The following is a 17,644-nucleotide window of genomic DNA, read 5'->3' on the forward strand; positions in this document are numbered from 1 at the left end:
GCAGATAGCGCTGCACGTGGGGCTGCTGGCTCTCATGCAGCCGCTGGGTGTGGCGCGCCTCCCACTTGAAGCCCTTGCCCATCCACAGCAGCCGCTGGCTAACCGGAATCTGCCGGCTGCGCAGCGCGAAGCGCGGCAGGCGCTTCATGTTGCGACGGTAGCGCAGCACCATCCAGGCCTGCCGAGCCCGCCACAGCCCGAAGGCAGCAAAGCCCGCCGCCATGCCGTAGCCCACGCTGGGCGACAGAGCCAGCGACCAGGGCGCCATGATGCAGAGCACAGCACAGGCCAGGCAGACCAGGGCGGTGTTAAGCTCTACCGCCGGGCGCAGCAGCGCCTCCAGGGGGTGTGTCTGGTTCATCGCACGCTCCTACTGCTCCAGCCCCTGAGCCGACACCAGCACCGGGTAGTGGGCCAGGCCCAGCCGCTGGGCAAGGTCGTCACCCGGCGTGGGGCGCAGCTCGAGCCCCGGTGCCGCCTCGCGCAGGCGCTCAAGCCCCTCGGGCGTGGCCACCTCGACGATCAATCCCACCGCGTTGAGCTCACGCAGGGTCTCCCCGCGGGCCTCCAGCCAGCGCAGCGACAGCGCATCGTCACCGACCAGGAAGAAGGGCGTCATGCGGCTGGGCAGCTCGAGCGGGCGAAAGCGCACCTCGCCGGGCGACAGCCGCTCACTGGTCACCGGCAGCATATCCGCCTCGCCGAACGGCGCCGGCGCTCGCGGATCCGGCGCATAGCCCTCCTCCTCCGGTATGCCGGCCATGCCGATGGCCACGAAATAGGGGCGTGCCGGCTCCCCGCCGTAGTCGGCAAGTACCTCCAGGGAGGGCTGCTCGACCAGAGACATCCGGGGCATCGTTTCCGCCTGGGCGCCGGCTGCGGCGAGCCCGAGAACCAGTCCGAGCCCCGTCACGGCGTACAGTACTCGGCGATAGCATTCACGCTGCAGCATCAGTCGAATCTCCCTCAGTTGGCTGCCAGCTGCCGCTGGCGAGACGTTCTCAGCCGTTCGAGCTCAGCGGCGACGATGCGGCGATAGCGGGCCGCCGGCTCCCCGCCAGCGGGACGGTGATAGCGACCGGCCGCCTGCACCCAGTCCCCGGTGGCCTCATAGTGGCCGCGCAGCAGGCGGGCCGCCTCCTCCAGATTGGCGTAGGGGTTCAGGGCATCGCAGGGTTGAGTAAAGCGCTTGCCGGCACCAAACAGCTGAGGCTGCCAGCGCACATTAAGCTGGGTGATTCCCACGTCCACGACGCGGGTCTCCTGCAGGGCCAACGTCAGCGCCTCGCAGGCCGCCTGGCGGGTCGCGAAATGAGAGCCCACCCCCGCCACGTTCAGGGTCCATGGCCAGGGCCGGCGCCCCTCCTTCAGGCTGACCACCGATTCCGCGGTGGCCACCGCATAGAGCACTTCGGGCGGGACCTGATGCAGGCTGGCGGCATCGAAGTAGGCCGGCGGCACCGGTGACGCCGTAGCCGACGATGACAGCACTGCCAGGCCAACCGCCATACTCCCCATCCAATGCTTCAGCCTCATGCCTACCCCCTCCCTCACCTGGGATAGACCTGGGGCAGTGACCTCGCGGCAATGCCACGCTCGGGGTCCGGCTGGCCGTGGTTGAGGGTGATGTCCCGCGCCCGCACGCGGTCGGCCGGCACGCCCACGCGGCTCGCCCAGTCGCGTATCACTGCGTCGTCGCCGTCGCTGTCGAGCACAAAGATGTCCATCTGGGCGCCTTGAGCCATCAGCTCGCTGACGGTGCTGTCGCAGCGCTCGCACGCCTCGACCGCCACATACACCGTCAGCCGCGCCTGCAGCGCGCCCTCGTCGGTGAAGTGAAAAGCATTGCGCGGCCGCAGGGTGAACTCATCCACGGGCATCTCGTCGGGATAGAGGCGCTGCCAGGCCTCATCGTAGGCCCGCTGGAACGCCAGCTCCCGCTCGGTGCGTTCGCGCTCCACTGCCACCAGCAGCTCCGCGTAGCGGCGGCGCTCCTCGGCGCTGCGCGCCTCCACGCCCAGGGCGGTGATGGGGTCGAGGTTGGGCGACCAGATTCCCCGCGGCCCGTCCATCAGCGTCTCGTAGCGCTCCCAGTCGCGCTCGGTCAGCTTCCAGGCTTCGGCTTGCTGCGTGCGCGTGGTGGTGCGCTCGCTCTCGAGCAGCCGCTGGGCCTCCTGAATCACGGCGGAGGCATCGGGGCGGCGCTCCGGGGTGGTCTGGGCAGCGGCCTGGCTTGCCAGCAGCGCCACGGCAACGGTCATCGCGGGCAGAACAGCGGGTGTCATGGTGGTCATCGCAGGATCTCCGGTGGGCTCAGGGAATCTGGACGTCGACCGAGCGGCCGTTGCGGCTGAAGACGGCGTGGGTGCCGCGGATCCTCGTCAGTTCCCAGCCATCCTGGCGATCCCCGACGCCCATCAGCCGGATATCCCGCAGGCTCGACAGGCCGTTGGGTGACACGCCCACATAGGGGTGGCCACCGCGGGACTCGACGCCGGTGACCTGAAACGGGGGCGACGGCGGGGCCGCTGGCCGCGGCGCCTGGCGAACAGGTGCCGGGCGTGACGCCGCCTGCCGGCTCTGCTCAAGGCGCTCCTCCAGCGTCTGGATCTGCTCGTTCTGGGCGGTGACGCGCAGGTTGAGCTCGCTATCCAGGCGGCTCAGCGCCTCGGCCAGCTCGGACAAGCGGGGCTCGAGCAGATCCAGCTGCTCCAGCTGAGCCTGTGCGGCGGTGATGCCGGCGGCATTCTCCTGCCCTCGCTGCTCGGCCCGCTCGAGACGCTGATCCAGCTCCGCCAGGCGCTGCTCCAACGCCCCCTGCTGTGATTCCACTCGTGCCAGGCTCTCATCCAGGGGCAGCAACGCCTGCTGAATCTGGGACTGCACTAAGGATTCCACCGGAACCTCGTCGGGAGCCGGTCTCACCAGCAGGGCCCCTGACACCACAGCGCCGACCAGGCTGACCGCCAGCAGGCCATAGAGGGCCTTCCTGCCGCCCTTCCCTGCTCCTCGCTTACCGCGGTGCTTCGCAGAGGAGGCAGGACCAATCGGCTTGTGGTCGGGCGACAGCTCGGTGGGCTCACTCATCGCTCACCTCCGCCACCGTCACGCTGCTCTCGTCACGGCCGTCGTCGCCGAGCCCCGGCACATAGCGGATATCCCGCACCTGATAGCAGACCTCTCTTGCCACCGGGTCGACCTCCAGCTCCCAGGCATCGCCGCCCAGCACCTGCAGGGCCTCGCGCAGCGGCATGGGGCCCAGCCAGTAGTGGGCCGCCGGCAGCGGCTTGCGATAGAGGGTGCGCTGAGCGGGACCGGGTGCCGGACATAGCGAGTAGCCGGTATAGCGCAGGGTGTGATGCAGTGCGTCCTCCACGGTGGTGGTCATGGATGCCGGAATGCGCACGTCGATGGTCTGCTCCAGGAGGTAGCGCTGACCCAGCGAGGCCTGAGTGGCCACCAGCTGGTAACGCCCGGTGCGAATCACCTCGACGGAAGGCAGTTCGTCGCTATAGATGTCCGGCGTCACGGCCTCGGTCGTCGGCGGGTTGGGGCCGGTGACCACGGCCCGATGCCGCTCGCCATCGACGTCGAAGTGCGGCAGCGAAAGCACCAGCGGGTCGACGTTCGAAGGATCAGGGAGCTGTGGCGGTTGATGGGCACAGCCCGCCAGCAGCGTGGTGGTGATCAGCGCAGCGGTCGAGAGGGTGGGAAGGTTGAGCATGCGTTGCCTCAAGGGAGTCCATTCAATGGCGTTGAGGCAGGAGGTTCTCGGGTTTGCGGGGGCGGGTCGATTGAAAAGCGTAATCAGGCGGGAAATGAAAAACGCCCCGGGGTGGGGCGTTCTTCTAAGACAGAAGTACTTGGGTCACGCGGTAGTGGGCAGGCCCGGCCACTTGCCGCCATGGGCGAGAATATGTCGGATACTGCCCTCCGGATCATCATGACTATACTCGCCCCAGTAGCGGGCGCGATAGCGGGCCTTGAGATCCATACCACGATCAATGCACTGCACGAAGGCATACAGCTTGCCGGCGCTCGCGCTCAGGATGTACTTGCACATCGGATCCTGGGCGTCATAGAGCAGCTGGTTCATCTCGACTCGCATGGGGTTTCCTCCAGTGAACTGCATTGCTGAGAAGAGCCTCCACAGCGGGGAGGTCACTCCCCGGCTGGGTGGGTTGATAGAAACGCTGTGGCTCAGTGCATGGCCGGCGAATCGAAGGAGCCGGCCGCTTCTCCCGAGTGGGCAGCGGCGTAGCCATTGACGGACTCAGGCTGCTCCGCTGAGTCAGCGGATCTGTCGTTACCGGCACCCTGCTCGTCGCGGCGGGGCGCCTGGTAAACCATCTCGCCGTTCACCTTGATCCAGCTGATGAACAGCAGGCGGGCCTTGAGACTGACGCCGGTCTGGCCGGCCTTGTCGCCCTTGGAATAGACGAAGGTATCCGTCCAGAGGTCGCCCAGCTTGAAGCCGATCAGCACCTTGCGGCCCTGGTAGACTGCCTGACGGCAGCGTTTGACGAGCGCTTCGGCATCGCGGCCGCTGATCCGGCAGTCGAAGCGGGTGTAGCCCACATCGTCCGCGGGACCATTCAGGGCCGCGATATCGCATGCCCAGAACGCGTCTCCGCGCTTCGGCTTTACCTCCCGGATGCGATTGAGGTAGCCAAGGCCGGTGATATGAAGATCGAAGAAGCCAGTGGTGGCACTCTGGTGAGTGGTGACCGTCATGGTGTGTCTCCTCGGTGGTTTCAGTCTGCGCCCGGGAGACACTCGCCCCCCCCTGGGAAGTCGAGTGGCTTCCCGGGTGGGCAAGGGGTGGATTCAGGCGCTGGCTCAGCCCATCAGCACGCAGTGGTGCCGAGAGCCCGCCAGGTTGGTGTGGCAGCAGCCGCAGGATGACGTCGAGAACGCTTCGTCTTGCTCGCTATCGCCGACGACGAGGGTGTTCCCGTCGCGCTGCGCTGCGGCGATGGCGTCACGCACCTCCCGCTCGCGGGCGGCGCGCTCTCTTCATCCAGGAAGTGATCCAGCCCGGTGGCATCGTCATTGCCGATGATCATCAGGCAGTCGTCACAGACCATGACATGGTCGTCGACAATCGTGGCCATGGGGTATTCCTCCAGGTTCCAGGGGGTCCGCCCCCCTGGGGAGGCATCTCCCCGAATGGGTGGTAGCAGTGGCATCCGGCCCTGATGGGCGGCCTCGTCTCGGGATGCGCGAGGCCTTGGGTGGCGGCGTACCGCCAAGCGGCGCACCCTCGAAACGCCTGGGTGCCTGGGGTGTCTCGGTTGGAGCCGGTCGAGACCACCGGGCCGCCAGCGGCGGCACTTGCCCACTGGGAGGCTGCTTACTTCTTCGTCAGCGTCTCCTCAATATCCCCACTCGCAAGACGCGGCACGCCACGTCTTGGGATTGAAGACCATAGAGGGCATCAACAGGGTCGTCGCCGTATCGACAAGTACCAGGATGTCCGCCATGCAACTGGAGCCAAGGCATGTCCCTCGTTGCCATGCTTCGCTCACGGTAGCACCCGAATCTCTTCGCGGACGCATTCGGTCGATCAAGCACAGATCCCTGTACAAAGGGCTCCCGTTGGTGATGCGGCGGGCTCCGCAGAAGGGCAGGCGTTTCCAGCGTGGAAACGTCAACCGGCCTGCCCGCCACCCTGGATCAAGGTAGCCGGCAGGCCGGTCGTCATATGAGAGAGGTGGCCAACCAACCAAGCTGGCCTGGGATAAAGGAGCCTCGTATCCCGGTGGAAGCAATGAAGTCAGTGGCTCTGGCTTCAAAGGTAGGGAGTGGGACGCGACAGTCTCGCGAGGCGCTGCCGCTTTGGGGGTTCGAGCCGCAGGCTCAAAGGGCGTTGCGTGATGACCGTCAGCAACCAACGGGGTACAAGTTCTATTATTGAGCCTGCCCCTTTCACGGTCAAGGCGATGCCGCCTTACGCCGGCTGCCGGCGCCTTTCCCGGGCGCCTTGTCGCGCAACATGCCGCGGCACTCCGGGTAGCGCGAGCAGCCCCAGAAGGCACCGTACTGGCCCTGGCGCTTACGCATAGGTGCCTGACACTCCGGACACGTCTTGCTCTTCGGCTGAGGCATCGTCACCGTGGACTCCCGCGCATGCTGTACCAGTTTCTCTACCATGCCGGCCTGACGCCCCATGAACTCCTGCAGCGACAGTCGCCCTGCCGCGACGTCATCCAACGCCTGCTCCCAGAGCGCCGTCATGCCGGGATTGGTGATGACGGTAGGCAGCGCATCGATCAGTTGCTGGCCGGTCGGCGTCGAGACCAGGGCGCGTTTCTGCCGCTTGATGAAGCCACGCTTCAGCAGCGTCTCGATGATACCGGCCCGCGTTGCCTCGGTGCCGATGCCGGCGGTCTCCTTGAGGCGCGCCTTCAGGCGCTCGTCCGTCACGAATCGAGCGGCATGCTTCATGGCGGCGATCAGGGTGCCCTCGGTGAAGGCCTTGGGCGGAGTCGTCTGCTTGGCCAGCACCTCAAGCTGCCGGGCCTGGCAGGATTCTCCCTCGCTCAGAGCTGGCAGCGGAGACGCTTCCCGCTCTTCCTCATCGCCCTCTCCAGCAGCCGCCCGGGGAAAGAGCATGCGCCACCCCTCCACACGCACCTGCCGCCCTGAGGCCACGAACGCTTCGCCCTCCAGGTCCACCCGAAGCTCGGTCCGATCATACTCGTGAGCCGGCAGAAACTGGGCCAGGTAGTGGCGACGAATCAGGTCGTAGACGTTGCGCTCGGCATCGCTCAGCTTGGCGAGATCGAATGCCGCCGTCGGGATGATGCCGTGGTGTGCGGTGATCTTGCTGTCGTTCCAGACGCGGCTCTTGCGGGTCGTGTCCAGGCGCTGGCGAAGCGCCGACAGCGCCTCATCCGAGTGCAGCAGCATCGTCACGATGCGCTCGGCCTCCTCGAGCTGCGACTCCGGCAGATACCGACAGTCGGTTCGCGGGTAGCTGGTTGCCTTGTGGGCTTCATAGAGCGCCTGGGCGATGTCCAGTACCTGCTGGGCACCGTAGCCAAAGCGGCGCGAGGCCTCCTGCTGCAGCGATGACAGGTCCATCACCAGCGGCGCCGCCTCCTTCTTGCGGCTCGTCTCGAGGTGGCCGACACGCCCCTGCTGCCCAGTGACTCGCTGAGCCAGCGACCGGGCGGCTTCCTCGCTGATACAGCGCCCAGCGGCATCCTGGATCGAGGCATCACGCGGCTGCCACTTCGCCTGGAAGGTGCCGCCTGCCGCCTGGAGTTGAGCCACGACCTCCCAGAAGGGTTGGGGTACGAAGTTGGCAATCTCCCGGTCGCGATCCACGACCAGCCGAAGCGCAGGCGTCTGCACACGTCCCACCGAAAGCACACCCTGATGCCCCTGTCGCTGGGCCAGCACCGTATAGGCCCGGGTCAGATTCATCCCGACCAGCCAATCGGCCCGGCTACGCCCAAGCCCAGCCAGATATAGCGGGTAGGTCGCCTCTCCGGGCCTGATGCCGGCCAGGGCCTTGCGGATCGAGGCGTCGTCCAGGGCCGAGAGCCACAAGCGTGTGACCCGCCCCCGATAGCCGCAGTAATCCAGCAGCTCACGGGCGATGGTTTCCCCTTCCCGGTCGGCATCGGTGGCCACCACCACTTCAGTCGCCTGGCCCAGCAGCTTCTTCACCACCCCGAACTGCTTGCGGCCGCTCTTCTTGATCTCCATCTTCCAGGTCGAAGGCAGAATCGGCAGCGCCTCCATCGACCAGCGCTTGAGCGCTGGGTCATACTGCTCCGGAGGGGCCTGCTCGAGCAGGTGCCCGAAGCCCCAGGTCACGACACACCCCTCGCCCTTCAGGAAGCCCTCGCTGCGCTGGCCGGCGCCGATCACGCGGGCAATATCTCGGGCCTGCGAAGGCTTCTCGCACAGGAATACACGCATTGGCTCGCCTCCCTCATGAACGTGGAGGGCAGCATGGCAAGGCGATGGAAGCGCGCGAAGCAAGAAAGGGAACATCAGCGATAGGGCTTTGCACCGCCGTCTTCAGGGGTTAGCCATCAGCTCGGCGACGTCCATCACGTCGCCCAGGAAAAACAGCATCTGAGTGCCGGATGAGCCGGCGCCTCTGACAATGGGCTGGGGTGGCGCATGGCCGCGCAAATCGCGGCCATGCCGAAGGGCATCCTTGAGCTCGGTCACACGGACGCCCAGCAGCTGAGCCGCGTGGCCAATGCCGATCCGCTCTTGTCTCAGTGCTGGCGATGTCACCGAATTCCCTCCTCTCTACGCTAACGGAGCACCATGCGGAAACGCTCCTCGAGCGCCTCACCCATGGCATCACCATCGTACCCGGCATTGGTCGTCGGCAGGTACTCAACGTTGATGCGAGAGCCGCTGCCGTCGCGCTGGATTTGTGCCTTCAGCACCAGGGAGTGCTCGGCACCGTTGACGGTCTGCCTGGCATAGTCACTCATCTGATAGAAGGCGCCGGGCGTGGCATCGAAGTGCCAGGCGTTGTCCATCATCGCCCACTGGTCAGAGTTGCTGTTCGGGTTGAAGTCCGCCTCGGAGCGGAATCCGAACTCGGAACGCACCCGAGCATAGGCCGTATCCACATCCAGCGGCGACGCCATGCTGAAACGCCCATGCCGGCTGCTTGCCGATACCTCCTGGCCGCTGCTGGCTGCCACAGCCTCCTCGTCGATAGCAGGCTGCTGCTCGGGATCGTAGTTGATCGGCTCCCCGGTCACCGGGTTGTTGATGCAGGTCAGGCAGCGGCCTTGAGAGTAGAGATGGTCCTGTGTGGTACAGCCCGCTGCCAGCACCGCAGCAGCACCCAGGCCCATCCAGCACAGCACCCTCCTGGCTCCCTTCATCGCTCTCCTCCTTGATTCATCCATGATCACTCAGCGGCTAGTCCCCGTAGCCTTCCTGGCTGGCCCCCGGGCCACTGGCATACTGCTCAGCCGGCTGCTGATGGCTATGGGGGGTATCCATGATTACCTGAGCTACCCGATGAGGCAAGATGGCCACTCGCTCAGCCTGTACCTTGAAGGCCGTGCGCGTCTCGCCGTTCTGCTCCCAGCTGTCCTGAATCATCTTGCCCACCACCACGACCCGCATCCCTCGCTGATACAACCGCGACCAGCGCTCTGCTTCCCGGTGCCACCACTCCACGTCTGCCCAGAAACCACCGCGATCCACGACCTCTCCGTCCTTGGGGACCAGGTTATCGAACCGCACATTGAGCCTTAGCAGCGTGCGGGGCGGCTGGTTGTCACGCACGGGGAAGGTCCGAACCTCCGGATCGCTGCCGATATTCCCCTCGCCGTAGAAGCGTGTGCCCATGGGTATCCTCCTTGGTCGTTATCGCTGAAATGAGACAGCATGCTCGATATCGGCCAGCGCCTTGCCGATTCGCTTGATCGACCAGTTGATCGTGGCCGCCTTGGCATTGAACACGCAGCGCTGCACCTCGAGATCAATGACGGACTGCCGCATCGCCTCGGATATGTCGTCACGAGACAGGAACGCTTCCAGCAGCCAAAGCCCCATGCTTCTCTGCCTGTTATCGCGCCACTGCAGGGTTCTGGCTGGGATGCCTGACTTACCCCATGGGGTAAGCCAGAGGTCGGTCGATTTCAGCAAGCCGCCATTCGCTTGAGATGCCATATCGATCGCCTCTTGCCGCGCCGCTCTTGCCGCCTCTTCCAGCTCGTCACGGAGCCGAATCAGCTCCCCCTTACCCTTAAAGGGTTTTAAAAAACCCTTTGCGTAGCTGTTGAATGCGTCTTTGCCATAGCTATTCGATGCGCTACTCACCCTGCCCCCCCTCATGCTCTTGTTGTGATGCCGGTGACATCACCACAGACCTCCTCGGCACCGCCGCCCAAGTGATTCCAGTGGAATCACCCCGGAGACCTCCTCCGGCACCGCCGCCCAGGTGATTCCAGTGGAATCACCCCGAAGCCCTCTCGGCACCGCCGCCCCAGTGATTCCAGTGGAATCACTCCGGGAAGCCAAGCCGCTACTCCTCGGCGGAAGGGGCTTGGTCACTCTCCGCCTTGCTCCCACCACCGGCGACCTTGGACTCTCCCGGCTTGGAAATCGGCGGTGCAAACTCGCTGCGCCGCTTGCCGGAGAGCACGTCGTCAGGCAGTGCGCCGAACTTCTCGATGGCGTCTCGGGCCTTGGCATTGTTGGCGGCGAAGTCGTCCCGGGTGGCACCGCTGAAGCCCGGGTACTTCTGGGTGCTCGCGCATAGGCTACGCAACAGGTGGCCACCGCCCCGGACGTACTCCTCCATCTGTCGCCGCCCAATCAGGGCGATATGGTGGGCAAGCATGACGCGCCTGACGAAGCGGTCGAAGTCGATCAGCAGGCGCAGGGCGAGCCATCCATGCTGACCGCCGGTATAGACAGGAATCTTCAAGGGTTGCTGATTAAGGTTCTCCTCCACGTCTAGCTCTGGTGGAAGCTGTGCCATCAGGCTATCGAGCTCATGGAGACGCTGGTCCAGCTGAGTACGAGTCTCGGCAAGTTTGGCATCCAGCTGCAGCAGCCAGTGATCCGCATAGGGGTCATCCTTGGCTGCGTTCTGCTTGATCGCACCGCAGATCAGCAGGAACTGCCGCATGCCGATTATCTGTGGGCGACCCGTCTCGACCCCACGGCCCTTCCAGATCCGTGCAGCGTGGTGGGTATGGAGCGTCAGTTCGATCTTGCTGCGCAGTGCTCCCAGGCGATCAACGGCCATGGCGCGTCGTCCTCATGCTGATGTGTGTCTGCGGTATGGCAGGCACTGTCAATCAGTTGAGGTGGGGGGGACAGCGGAATTGTTAATGGCTATTGAGTGAGTTTTTGTCGCCAGCAGGCCATAGCCCCAGCTTGCGCAGGCACTGCTCTCGGGCCGCTCGGGCCTCATCAGGTGACGTGGAGCTCGGTGGCGTGGGCGCCGGCGCCTGCGTGGATGGCTGAGCCGCGGCACGGGGTTCAGACAGATGCTTGGCCGGTGAAGCGCTCTGGGTCCTGCTGCCCGCCCGGCATTCGGCCTGGGTCTGGGCATAGCCGGTCGCCACGAACTCGCCCCTGATAGCGCGCTTGATCAGCCCCCGCAGGAAGCCCTTGGGGTTTCTCACCGAACCGCTGCTCACACGACCCGCCGCCTCATCGAGAATCGCTTGCTGGGTATCGCCCGATAGGCCCGACATCAGGAGTTGAGTCGCCTGACGTTCACTCCCATCCAGCGAGAGACACGCCGGCCAGTGCAGCCTCGGGGCTGACGTACCTGTAGGTTTTACACAGTGTGAAGTACGTACTGTACGGGAAGAACTGCCCGAGTTTTCATCGAGAACTGCCTCGACAGCCCGATAAGCCTTTGATTCCAGACTTGGTTCTCTCTGAAAACCAGGGGAGTTCTCTCGGCTCACCCGGCCGGGTTCTCGCTGAGAACTCGGCTGCCTGCCCTGGTTCTTCTGCTCAGTCGCAGCGGAGAACTGGGCAGCGTCATGCTTGGCAGGCGACCGGCACTGGGCCTGCCTCGGCCGAGACGCCAGGGTATCGAGACGCGTCGGCAGCTCATGTAGCGCCCCGGCCTCCTGGAGCTCCTCGAGCACCATGGCAGCAACGGCCTTGACCACCTTGTTCTGGTGATCCAGGCAGCGACACACATACTCCACGTAGTCGGCATCCAGCACCGAGGCTTCCGCAGGCGAAAGCGGCTCGTCGTGCAGGATATAGACGTTGCCGATAATGCGGCCGTTCTGCGCGTTGCGCGCCCGATGACCGAGACTGACCCAGCGGGTCAGGCGAAGCACAGCGATAACGCGGGCGACCGTGGCCCTCGACGCCTTCTGGCCCGGCGCCCCCCGCAGCAAGGGCTGCAGCTCGTCATAGGTCGGCACCGCCGTGGTTCGGTCCGGATTGACCAGCATGCGCATCATCTGCCAGCCAAGCTTGTCGACGTGCCCGAGGCGGGGATCCAGCAGCAGAGACCGCGGCACGGTCTCATGGGGGTTCCCGAAAAACAGCAGGCCATCGAGGCCTGACGAAGCCTCCCCTGACCGCTCCGTCTCGCCGTTCACAGCGCCAGACGCCGGGGGCTCTCCCCGGCGCTGGGTCATCTCGGAAGCTGCCTGGCCGATCAGGCGATCCAGCCCCTGCCGAGTGGCGTCCCGCAGCTGCACCATCACCGCTCTCCCGCAGGGGACGTCCACTCTTCGGCCGGGGGCGCCGTGCGCGGCTGGCCGGGATCGACCCACTGCTTGATCAGGTGCCACACCACCGCCAGCGGGATATCGGTCTCCTCGGCGAGGGTGACCATACCCTGCAGGTCGTCGGTCGCCTTGGGGTCCAGGGCGATATGCTGCCAGCGCTCCCAGGCATCATGCTCTGCCTGCTCCGACGGCATCGCCAGCCGCCCCTGGCGCGGCGCAATGCCCAGCAGCTGGCGACGCGTCGAGCAGTCGTTGCCGGTCAGGCCGAAGAAGGCTCCCATCATGCTGACGCTGGCCCCCAGCCTCAGGCAGCGGTCGATCAGGGTCTCACGATCCTGGTCACGATCGATGCGCGCCAGAACACCGCGCAGCGCGGCATGATCCACCGAGAAGCGCGCTACCACCGGCCCTGCGCAGGCCAGCGAGTCGATATCGCTCGCCCTCAGCCGTCGCAGGGTGCGCAGCTCATCCTCACTGAAGCCAAGGGCCAGCGCTCGGCGCATATTGCCCTCCCGAAGAAACCCCATGACCTGGCTGAGCAGCGCCTGGTTCAGGTTGGCGGATGAAGAGCTCATGACTGGGCCTCCTGTTGTCCCTGCAGGTGTTCACGAAGGCGGCGAATCAGCCGCACCAGACGGAAGAAACGAAGCAGTACCGCATCGTCCCAGGCACTCTCATCGCCCTCTTCCCGATGGGTGCCCAGCAGCGCTCCCCATAGGGTGGCGTCAGAGGGGTACTCGGGATTGAGTTCACCGCGCAGGCTCGCCAGCGCCTGCCAGGCGAAGCGTGCACGGCGGTCGGCGGCGTCCGGCAGCGGGTTGAGGTCGAAACCGATGCCGTCGTCATCGGCGACCACCACGTCGCTGCCGCCGAAGCCTCCCCAGCGGGCAATCACCTGGACCAGCTCGCGGATACGAATACGCAGTGAGCGGGGCTCATCCTCCACCCCTTCGATAAACCAGACGTCGGCAATGGGCGGGGTGGTTTCGCCGGAGAGCACCGGCGCCGCCAGGGGGGCCAGCTGCTCGAAATCGAAGCTGGGCACGCCGAGCTCGCTGGCCAGATGGTGGCGGTAACCGCGCTTCCCCGGACTCTCCTGCCAGCTGGACTGGGTCAGCCCCTCGAGGCGGGCGGCCCGCTCGGCTTCTGTCCGAGCAGCCCCCTCTGGCCAGTCGACCTCCTCCTCTGGGGTCGCAGCCATGGGCACAGGGCCAGGCTCCGACGCCGGCTCACCGATTCCTCGCAGCACGGGAGACGATGATTCGCTCAGCTGCTCCTTTTCACGCTCCAGCGCGGCAACCTGCTCACGCAGCCGAAGCAGCTCGGCGCTCTCTGTCCTCTCGTCGTCGGAAAGCGCGTCTCTGCCCAGGGCCCGTGGCGATGGCAGCTGCTCAGCTTGGGGCTGGGATTGGGGTTCACGGCCAGAGTCGGAAGCAGACACCTTCGCCACCGGCGCACCGCCCGCGGCGGGCTCGGCAGAGGTCTCGGGCAGCGGTGGATAAAGCGAGGGCGGCTGGGCGTCGGGGTCGCGCATCTGCTGCAGCTCAACGTCCAGGGCTTCGAAGGCCTGATGCTCTTCCAGGTCCCAGCGCCGCTTGCGATAGGTGACGATGTTATCGAGGGTCAGCTCGCAGACGTTGAAGTGCACGCCGGTGTGGTCGGCCAGCATGCCGCACAGCCGATCCACCACGATGCTCCAGTTCATCTCTGTCTGGCCCTCGTCATCGAACCAGGCCATGGTCTGGTGCCAGGCCTCGGCAAAGCCCTCGGGCGCGACCTCCTCGGTGCAGCGCTCCCAGATCAGTCGGCAGGCTTCCCGGTAGCTGATCAGCTTCTCGACCTGTGGCCGCCCTAAGCCGCTGTAAAGGGTGTTGGGCAGGGTGGGCAGCAGATGCTCGACGGTATAGAGCATCTTGCTGATATGGCTCTGGGCAACCTGATAGCCATCCTCGGCCAGGCGCTTGACCAGCTCGCGCTGCGAGAGCGTGTCGCCGCTCTCTTCCTCGTACATCGCCTTGGCATCCACTACGCCCTTGGCACGCTCGATCCAGAGCAGCTGGCCGCGGTTGTCGTTCTCGCTGAGATGCCCTGTCAGCATCTTCACTTCCGACTGCCAGGGTCGGTACAGGGCATAGAAGGCGTGGAAGCGCGACTCGCCGGTCTCCTCAAAGAGCTCGCGCAGGATCTGCAGGCGGGTATTGCCGCCATCACAGATGGTGTAGTGCTTCTCCCCCGGCCGCTGGGTCACCGGGGGCTTGTGCTTGAGACCCGCGGCACGGATCGAAGCCTTGATCTCCTCGTACTTGGGATTCCGGACCTGCCGGGGGTTGTGCTCGTAGGGCTTGAGCATGTCCAGCGTGACCCAGACGGCCATCTCCTGGTCAGGAGGAGTTACGGCATCCACGGGCTGCCCCTGACGCTTGGGGCCCGGCTGCATCAGGCGTTCGCGAAGCTGCTGGTCGGTAGGACGTTTCATCGGGTGACTTCCTTGGTGACGGTGCTGACAGAAGCGGCGCAGGCATGCGGCGCCCTGGTGCTGATGACAGTGGCATCACTCGTCATGGCGGCACCTCTGCTGCCACTCCGCCCGACGCAACTGGGAGCGGGCATTGAGCTCGGCGCGGCGGTCCTTGGTGGTGAAGGAGGTGAAGACCGGCGCACAGCCCGGCTTGCTGAACCGCAGGTGACCGCCGCTGGTACGCTGCACCTCCCATCCCTGAGACGCGGCATAGCGAATCAGGCGCTGCATCCCCTTGCACCCTCGCGCTACAGAAGACGACTTACTCATCTTCGGCCTCCTCGATCTCCCAGAAGCGTTTCAGCAAGGCATCACCGCCCTCGATGAAGGTGTGGATCTCGTGGCCGCTGTAGGTGGCCATCCGGATCACCGTGAGGGCATCCGCCTGCAGGTCCGCATCGAGCCCCCGCAGCCGCTGCATCTCGAAGGGCCAGTGGTAGCCGTTGTAGAGTCCGAGCAGGAGGCGACGAAGATGGTGGGACTGGCCGCTATGGCCCTCGGCCACACGGATCAGGTGCTCGAGCGCTGACAGGCCCTCCCGTTCCGCCTCGAGCTGCCGCTGGCGGGTCTCGTGCATGACCTGGGCAAGGGCCTGTGAGAGCCGGGAGCGGGGGTCGGGTGTGCGTACACGATGCTGGCTCATGGGGTCCCCTCCTGGTGCTGCCACGCCAACGGTTTGAAGCGCGCCGACTCTCCCTGGAACGCCAGGTGCACGGTGCCGGTCGGCCCGTTGCGCTGCTTGCCCAGGATCAGCTCGGCCAGGCCGTGGCTGTCTTCGTTCTCGGGGTGGTAGACCTCGTCGCGGTAGATGAAGGCGATCACGTCGGCGTCCTGCTCCAGCGCACCGCTGTCACGCAGATCGGCCATGCAGGGGCGCTTGTTGGGGCGGGTTTCCAGCGAGCGGTTGAGCTGCGACAGGGCAATGACCGGAGAGCGCAGCTCCTTGGCGGTCTCCTTGAGAATCCGACTGACCTTGCCCACCTCGAGGGTCCGGTTCTCGCTGCCCGGCTCCTGAAGCAGCTGCAGGTAGTCCACCAGGATCATGGAGGGGCGCCCGAAGCGGCGCGTCATGCGGCGTGCGCGAGCCTTAAGGCTGGAGGCGGTGATGCCTGAGGCATCATCGATCAAGAGCTTCCCTTCCAGCTGGGTGAGCCGATTGACCGCAGCGGTCACCTTCGGCCAATCCTCGTCCTCCATCTTTCCGGTGCGCAGCTTCTGCAGGGAGACATTGCCCAGGCTGGCGATCAACCGCAGCATCAGCTGCGACTCGGGCATCTCCAGGGAGAAGATAAAGACCGGACCGGCAACCTCCTCTGCCGTCAGCGCATGCTCCGCGAAGCCGAGCCCCATGGCGGTCTTGCCCATGGAGGGGCGGCCGGCCAGGATAATGAGATCCCCGGGCTGCCAGCCCGCGGTCATGGCATCCAGCTCGCTAAGTCCGCTCGGGATACCCGTCACCCCGCCCTGCGCATTGAAGGCCTGATCAATGACGTTGATGGCCTCCCCCAGCATCTCCTTCATGGAGCTCAGCCGCTCATGCCGGTCCTCCGTCAGGGCGAAGAGCTTCTGCTCGGCCTCCTCGATCAGCTCGGCGGCCGAACGGCCCTGGGCGTTCAGGGCCTGCTGGTTCAGCGTGAAGCAGGTATGGATCAGCTGACGCAGCGCATGGCGATCCCGCACGATCTCGGCATAGGCCACGACATTGGCCGCGCTGGGCGTATTGCGGGCCAGCTCTGCCAGGAAGGCGAGGCCTCCCACCTGCTCCAGCTGACGCGCCTCCTCCAGCGCTTCGGAGACGGTCACCACATCCATCGGCTGGTCACGCTCGGCCAGCCCCTGAATGGCCTGAAACACCAGGCGATGGGCCTGCTGATAGAACATTGCCGGCGCCAGGCGGTCGGCGACCTCGTCCCACATGGCGTTATCCAGCATCAGGCCGCCCAGCACCGACTGCTCCGCTTCCAGGCTGTGCGGTGGCAGGTAACCCGGCTCGGAGCGCTCTTCCACACCTGGCAGCACCGCCAGATTCTCAATGGCACTCATCGTGGCAGCCTCCCTGCATGGCGGTGGTGCTGACCATGGTGTCGATCAGCGGCTGCCAGTCAGGATTGAGCTCACAGGCCATCGCCTTGACCTGATCGGCAGCGGCGGGCGACTTGCGGCCGGCGGGCTTGCGCGGCTCGAACTGGTGAGCCGGCAGGCCGGCGCTGGCGGCCTGCCGGAAGGCCACACCGGCGCGAATGGTGTTCTGCATCACGGTGACGCCCTGCTCACCGGCGGCGAACATCTCCGCCAGCGTCTGGTGAATGCCCCGCGCATCGGCGGTTTCATCCAGACGGTTCACGAGTACGGAAACGGGGGGAACGGAGAGGTGGGTGAACTGGCTGAGCGCCTCGAGATCGCGCAGCAGGCCGACAGTGCCGCGCACGAACTCGCGGGCGGAGAGCAGCTCGGGGGTGATGGGAGAGAGGGCATGATCGGAAGCCAGGACCGCCATCTCCAGGGTGATGGAGCGTGCCCCCTGGGTATCGATCAGAACGAGGTCATAGCCCGATAGGCTGGAGAGCAGCTGGGCGAGCCGGAAGCGGCCGTCCGGGGCGTTGAGCAGCAGCTGAGGAAGCTGGCCGGCGTGATCGTTGGAGATCACCACATCCAGGTTGGGATGGGCCGTTTGCGATATGACGCGGTCGGGAGCCGTGTCGCTGAGCGCGATCAGCTCATAGGTACCGCCGGAGGCCTCGGTGCGAAGAGGGTAGTAGCTGGAGAGGGTCGGCTGGCTGTCCAGGTCGATGAACAGGACCCTGAGGCCCGCATCGGCCAGGAGGCCGCCCAGATTGGCTGTGACGGTGGTCTTGCCGACGCCGCCCTTGGTGGAGATAACAGACATGATGCGCATTGATTGTGCCCTCGTGTGGTAACG

At 65.6% G+C, this 17,644-nt stretch carries 21 protein-coding genes and 1 pseudogene; all 22 read right to left on the reverse strand.

Going from position 1 to position 17,644, the window contains the following annotated elements:
- Positions 1-361, reverse strand: a pseudogene (locus BLP96_RS07500) (type IV conjugative transfer system coupling protein TraD); the annotation flags it as partial.
- Positions 362-370: 9 nt separating this feature from the next.
- Positions 371-952, reverse strand: a complete 582-nt coding sequence (locus BLP96_RS07505) for an integrating conjugative element protein (RefSeq protein WP_245682196.1) — start codon at positions 950-952, stop codon at positions 371-373.
- 14 nt (positions 953-966) lie between these two features.
- A complete protein-coding gene (locus tag BLP96_RS07510; RefSeq protein WP_218118590.1) occupies positions 967-1,536 on the reverse strand; it encodes a lysozyme family protein in 570 nt (189 codons plus the stop codon).
- Positions 1,537-1,550: 14 nt separating this feature from the next.
- Positions 1,551-2,294 (reverse strand): TIGR03759 family integrating conjugative element protein, encoded by a 744-nt coding sequence (locus BLP96_RS07515; protein ID WP_089684724.1) that lies wholly within the window; start codon positions 2,292-2,294, stop codon positions 1,551-1,553.
- A 19-nt stretch (positions 2,295-2,313) separates the two neighbouring features.
- Positions 2,314-3,087, reverse strand: coding sequence for a hypothetical protein (locus tag BLP96_RS07520; protein WP_089684726.1), 774 nt, complete (start codon positions 3,085-3,087; stop codon positions 2,314-2,316).
- Positions 3,080-3,724, reverse strand: coding sequence for a PFGI-1 class ICE element type IV pilus protein PilL2 (pilL2, locus tag BLP96_RS07525; protein ID WP_089684729.1), 645 nt, complete (start codon positions 3,722-3,724; stop codon positions 3,080-3,082). The genes BLP96_RS07520 and pilL2 overlap by 8 nt, the downstream gene beginning before the upstream one ends.
- 144 nt (positions 3,725-3,868) lie before the next feature.
- Positions 3,869-4,108: a hypothetical protein gene (locus BLP96_RS07530; RefSeq protein WP_089684731.1), complete on the reverse strand. Its 240-nt coding sequence runs from the start codon at positions 4,106-4,108 to the stop codon at positions 3,869-3,871.
- A 92-nt stretch (positions 4,109-4,200) separates the two neighbouring features.
- Positions 4,201-4,734, reverse strand: a complete 534-nt coding sequence (locus BLP96_RS07535) for an STY4534 family ICE replication protein (RefSeq protein ID WP_089684733.1) — start codon at positions 4,732-4,734, stop codon at positions 4,201-4,203.
- A 113-nt stretch (positions 4,735-4,847) separates the two neighbouring features.
- Positions 4,848-5,114 carry a hypothetical protein gene (locus tag BLP96_RS07540; RefSeq protein ID WP_089684736.1) on the reverse strand — a complete coding sequence of 89 codons (267 nt, stop codon included), beginning with the start codon at positions 5,112-5,114 and terminating at the stop codon, positions 4,848-4,850.
- Positions 5,115-5,934: 820 nt separating this feature from the next.
- A complete protein-coding gene (locus BLP96_RS07545) occupies positions 5,935-7,932 on the reverse strand; it encodes a DNA topoisomerase III (RefSeq protein ID WP_089684738.1) in 1,998 nt (665 codons plus the stop codon).
- A gap of 102 nt (positions 7,933-8,034) precedes the next feature.
- Positions 8,035-8,190, reverse strand: a complete 156-nt coding sequence (locus BLP96_RS20105) for a hypothetical protein (RefSeq protein ID WP_176761483.1) — start codon at positions 8,188-8,190, stop codon at positions 8,035-8,037.
- Between the two features lie 89 nt (positions 8,191-8,279).
- Positions 8,280-8,837, reverse strand: a complete 558-nt coding sequence (locus tag BLP96_RS07555; protein ID WP_089684742.1) for a hypothetical protein — start codon at positions 8,835-8,837, stop codon at positions 8,280-8,282.
- 67 nt (positions 8,838-8,904) lie between these two features.
- Positions 8,905-9,339, reverse strand: coding sequence for a single-stranded DNA-binding protein (locus tag BLP96_RS07560; protein WP_089684744.1), 435 nt, complete (start codon positions 9,337-9,339; stop codon positions 8,905-8,907).
- A gap of 18 nt (positions 9,340-9,357) precedes the next feature.
- Positions 9,358-9,813 carry a DUF3158 family protein gene (locus tag BLP96_RS07565; RefSeq protein ID WP_176761484.1) on the reverse strand — a complete coding sequence of 152 codons (456 nt, stop codon included), beginning with the start codon at positions 9,811-9,813 and terminating at the stop codon, positions 9,358-9,360.
- A gap of 205 nt (positions 9,814-10,018) precedes the next feature.
- Positions 10,019-10,747, reverse strand: coding sequence for a PFL_4669 family integrating conjugative element protein (locus BLP96_RS07570; protein ID WP_089684748.1), 729 nt, complete (start codon positions 10,745-10,747; stop codon positions 10,019-10,021).
- Positions 10,748-10,829: 82 nt separating this feature from the next.
- A complete protein-coding gene (locus tag BLP96_RS07575; RefSeq protein ID WP_089684750.1) occupies positions 10,830-12,179 on the reverse strand; it encodes an STY4528 family pathogenicity island replication protein in 1,350 nt (449 codons plus the stop codon).
- Complete coding sequence (locus BLP96_RS07580) at positions 12,179-12,781, reverse strand: DUF2857 domain-containing protein (RefSeq protein ID WP_089684752.1); 603 nt, start codon at positions 12,779-12,781, stop codon at positions 12,179-12,181. Before BLP96_RS07580 ends, BLP96_RS07575 begins: the two co-directional genes overlap by 1 nt.
- Positions 12,778-14,682 carry a ParB family protein gene (locus BLP96_RS07585; protein WP_089684754.1) on the reverse strand — a complete coding sequence of 635 codons (1,905 nt, stop codon included), beginning with the start codon at positions 14,680-14,682 and terminating at the stop codon, positions 12,778-12,780. The genes BLP96_RS07580 and BLP96_RS07585 overlap by 4 nt, the downstream gene beginning before the upstream one ends.
- Positions 14,683-14,757: 75 nt before the next feature.
- The gene (locus BLP96_RS07590; protein WP_089684756.1) at positions 14,758-14,994 is read right to left on the reverse strand and encodes a type II toxin-antitoxin system HicA family toxin; all 237 of its coding nucleotides are present in this window, start codon (positions 14,992-14,994) and stop codon (positions 14,758-14,760) included.
- Positions 14,987-15,367 (reverse strand): DUF7673 family protein, encoded by a 381-nt coding sequence (locus BLP96_RS07595; protein WP_089684758.1) that lies wholly within the window; start codon positions 15,365-15,367, stop codon positions 14,987-14,989. Before BLP96_RS07595 ends, BLP96_RS07590 begins: the two co-directional genes overlap by 8 nt.
- Positions 15,364-16,767, reverse strand: a complete 1,404-nt coding sequence (gene dnaB, locus BLP96_RS07600) for a replicative DNA helicase (RefSeq protein WP_089684760.1) — start codon at positions 16,765-16,767, stop codon at positions 15,364-15,366. The genes BLP96_RS07595 and dnaB overlap by 4 nt, the downstream gene beginning before the upstream one ends.
- Positions 16,754-17,620, reverse strand: a complete 867-nt coding sequence (locus BLP96_RS07605) for a ParA family protein (RefSeq protein WP_089684762.1) — start codon at positions 17,618-17,620, stop codon at positions 16,754-16,756. The genes dnaB and BLP96_RS07605 overlap by 14 nt, the downstream gene beginning before the upstream one ends.
- Positions 17,621-17,644: the final 24 nt, after the last annotated feature.

Origin of the sequence: Billgrantia gudaonensis (assembly GCF_900100195.1) — a bacterium.
GTDB classification, from domain to species: Bacteria; Pseudomonadota; Gammaproteobacteria; order Pseudomonadales; family Halomonadaceae; genus Halomonas; species Halomonas gudaonensis.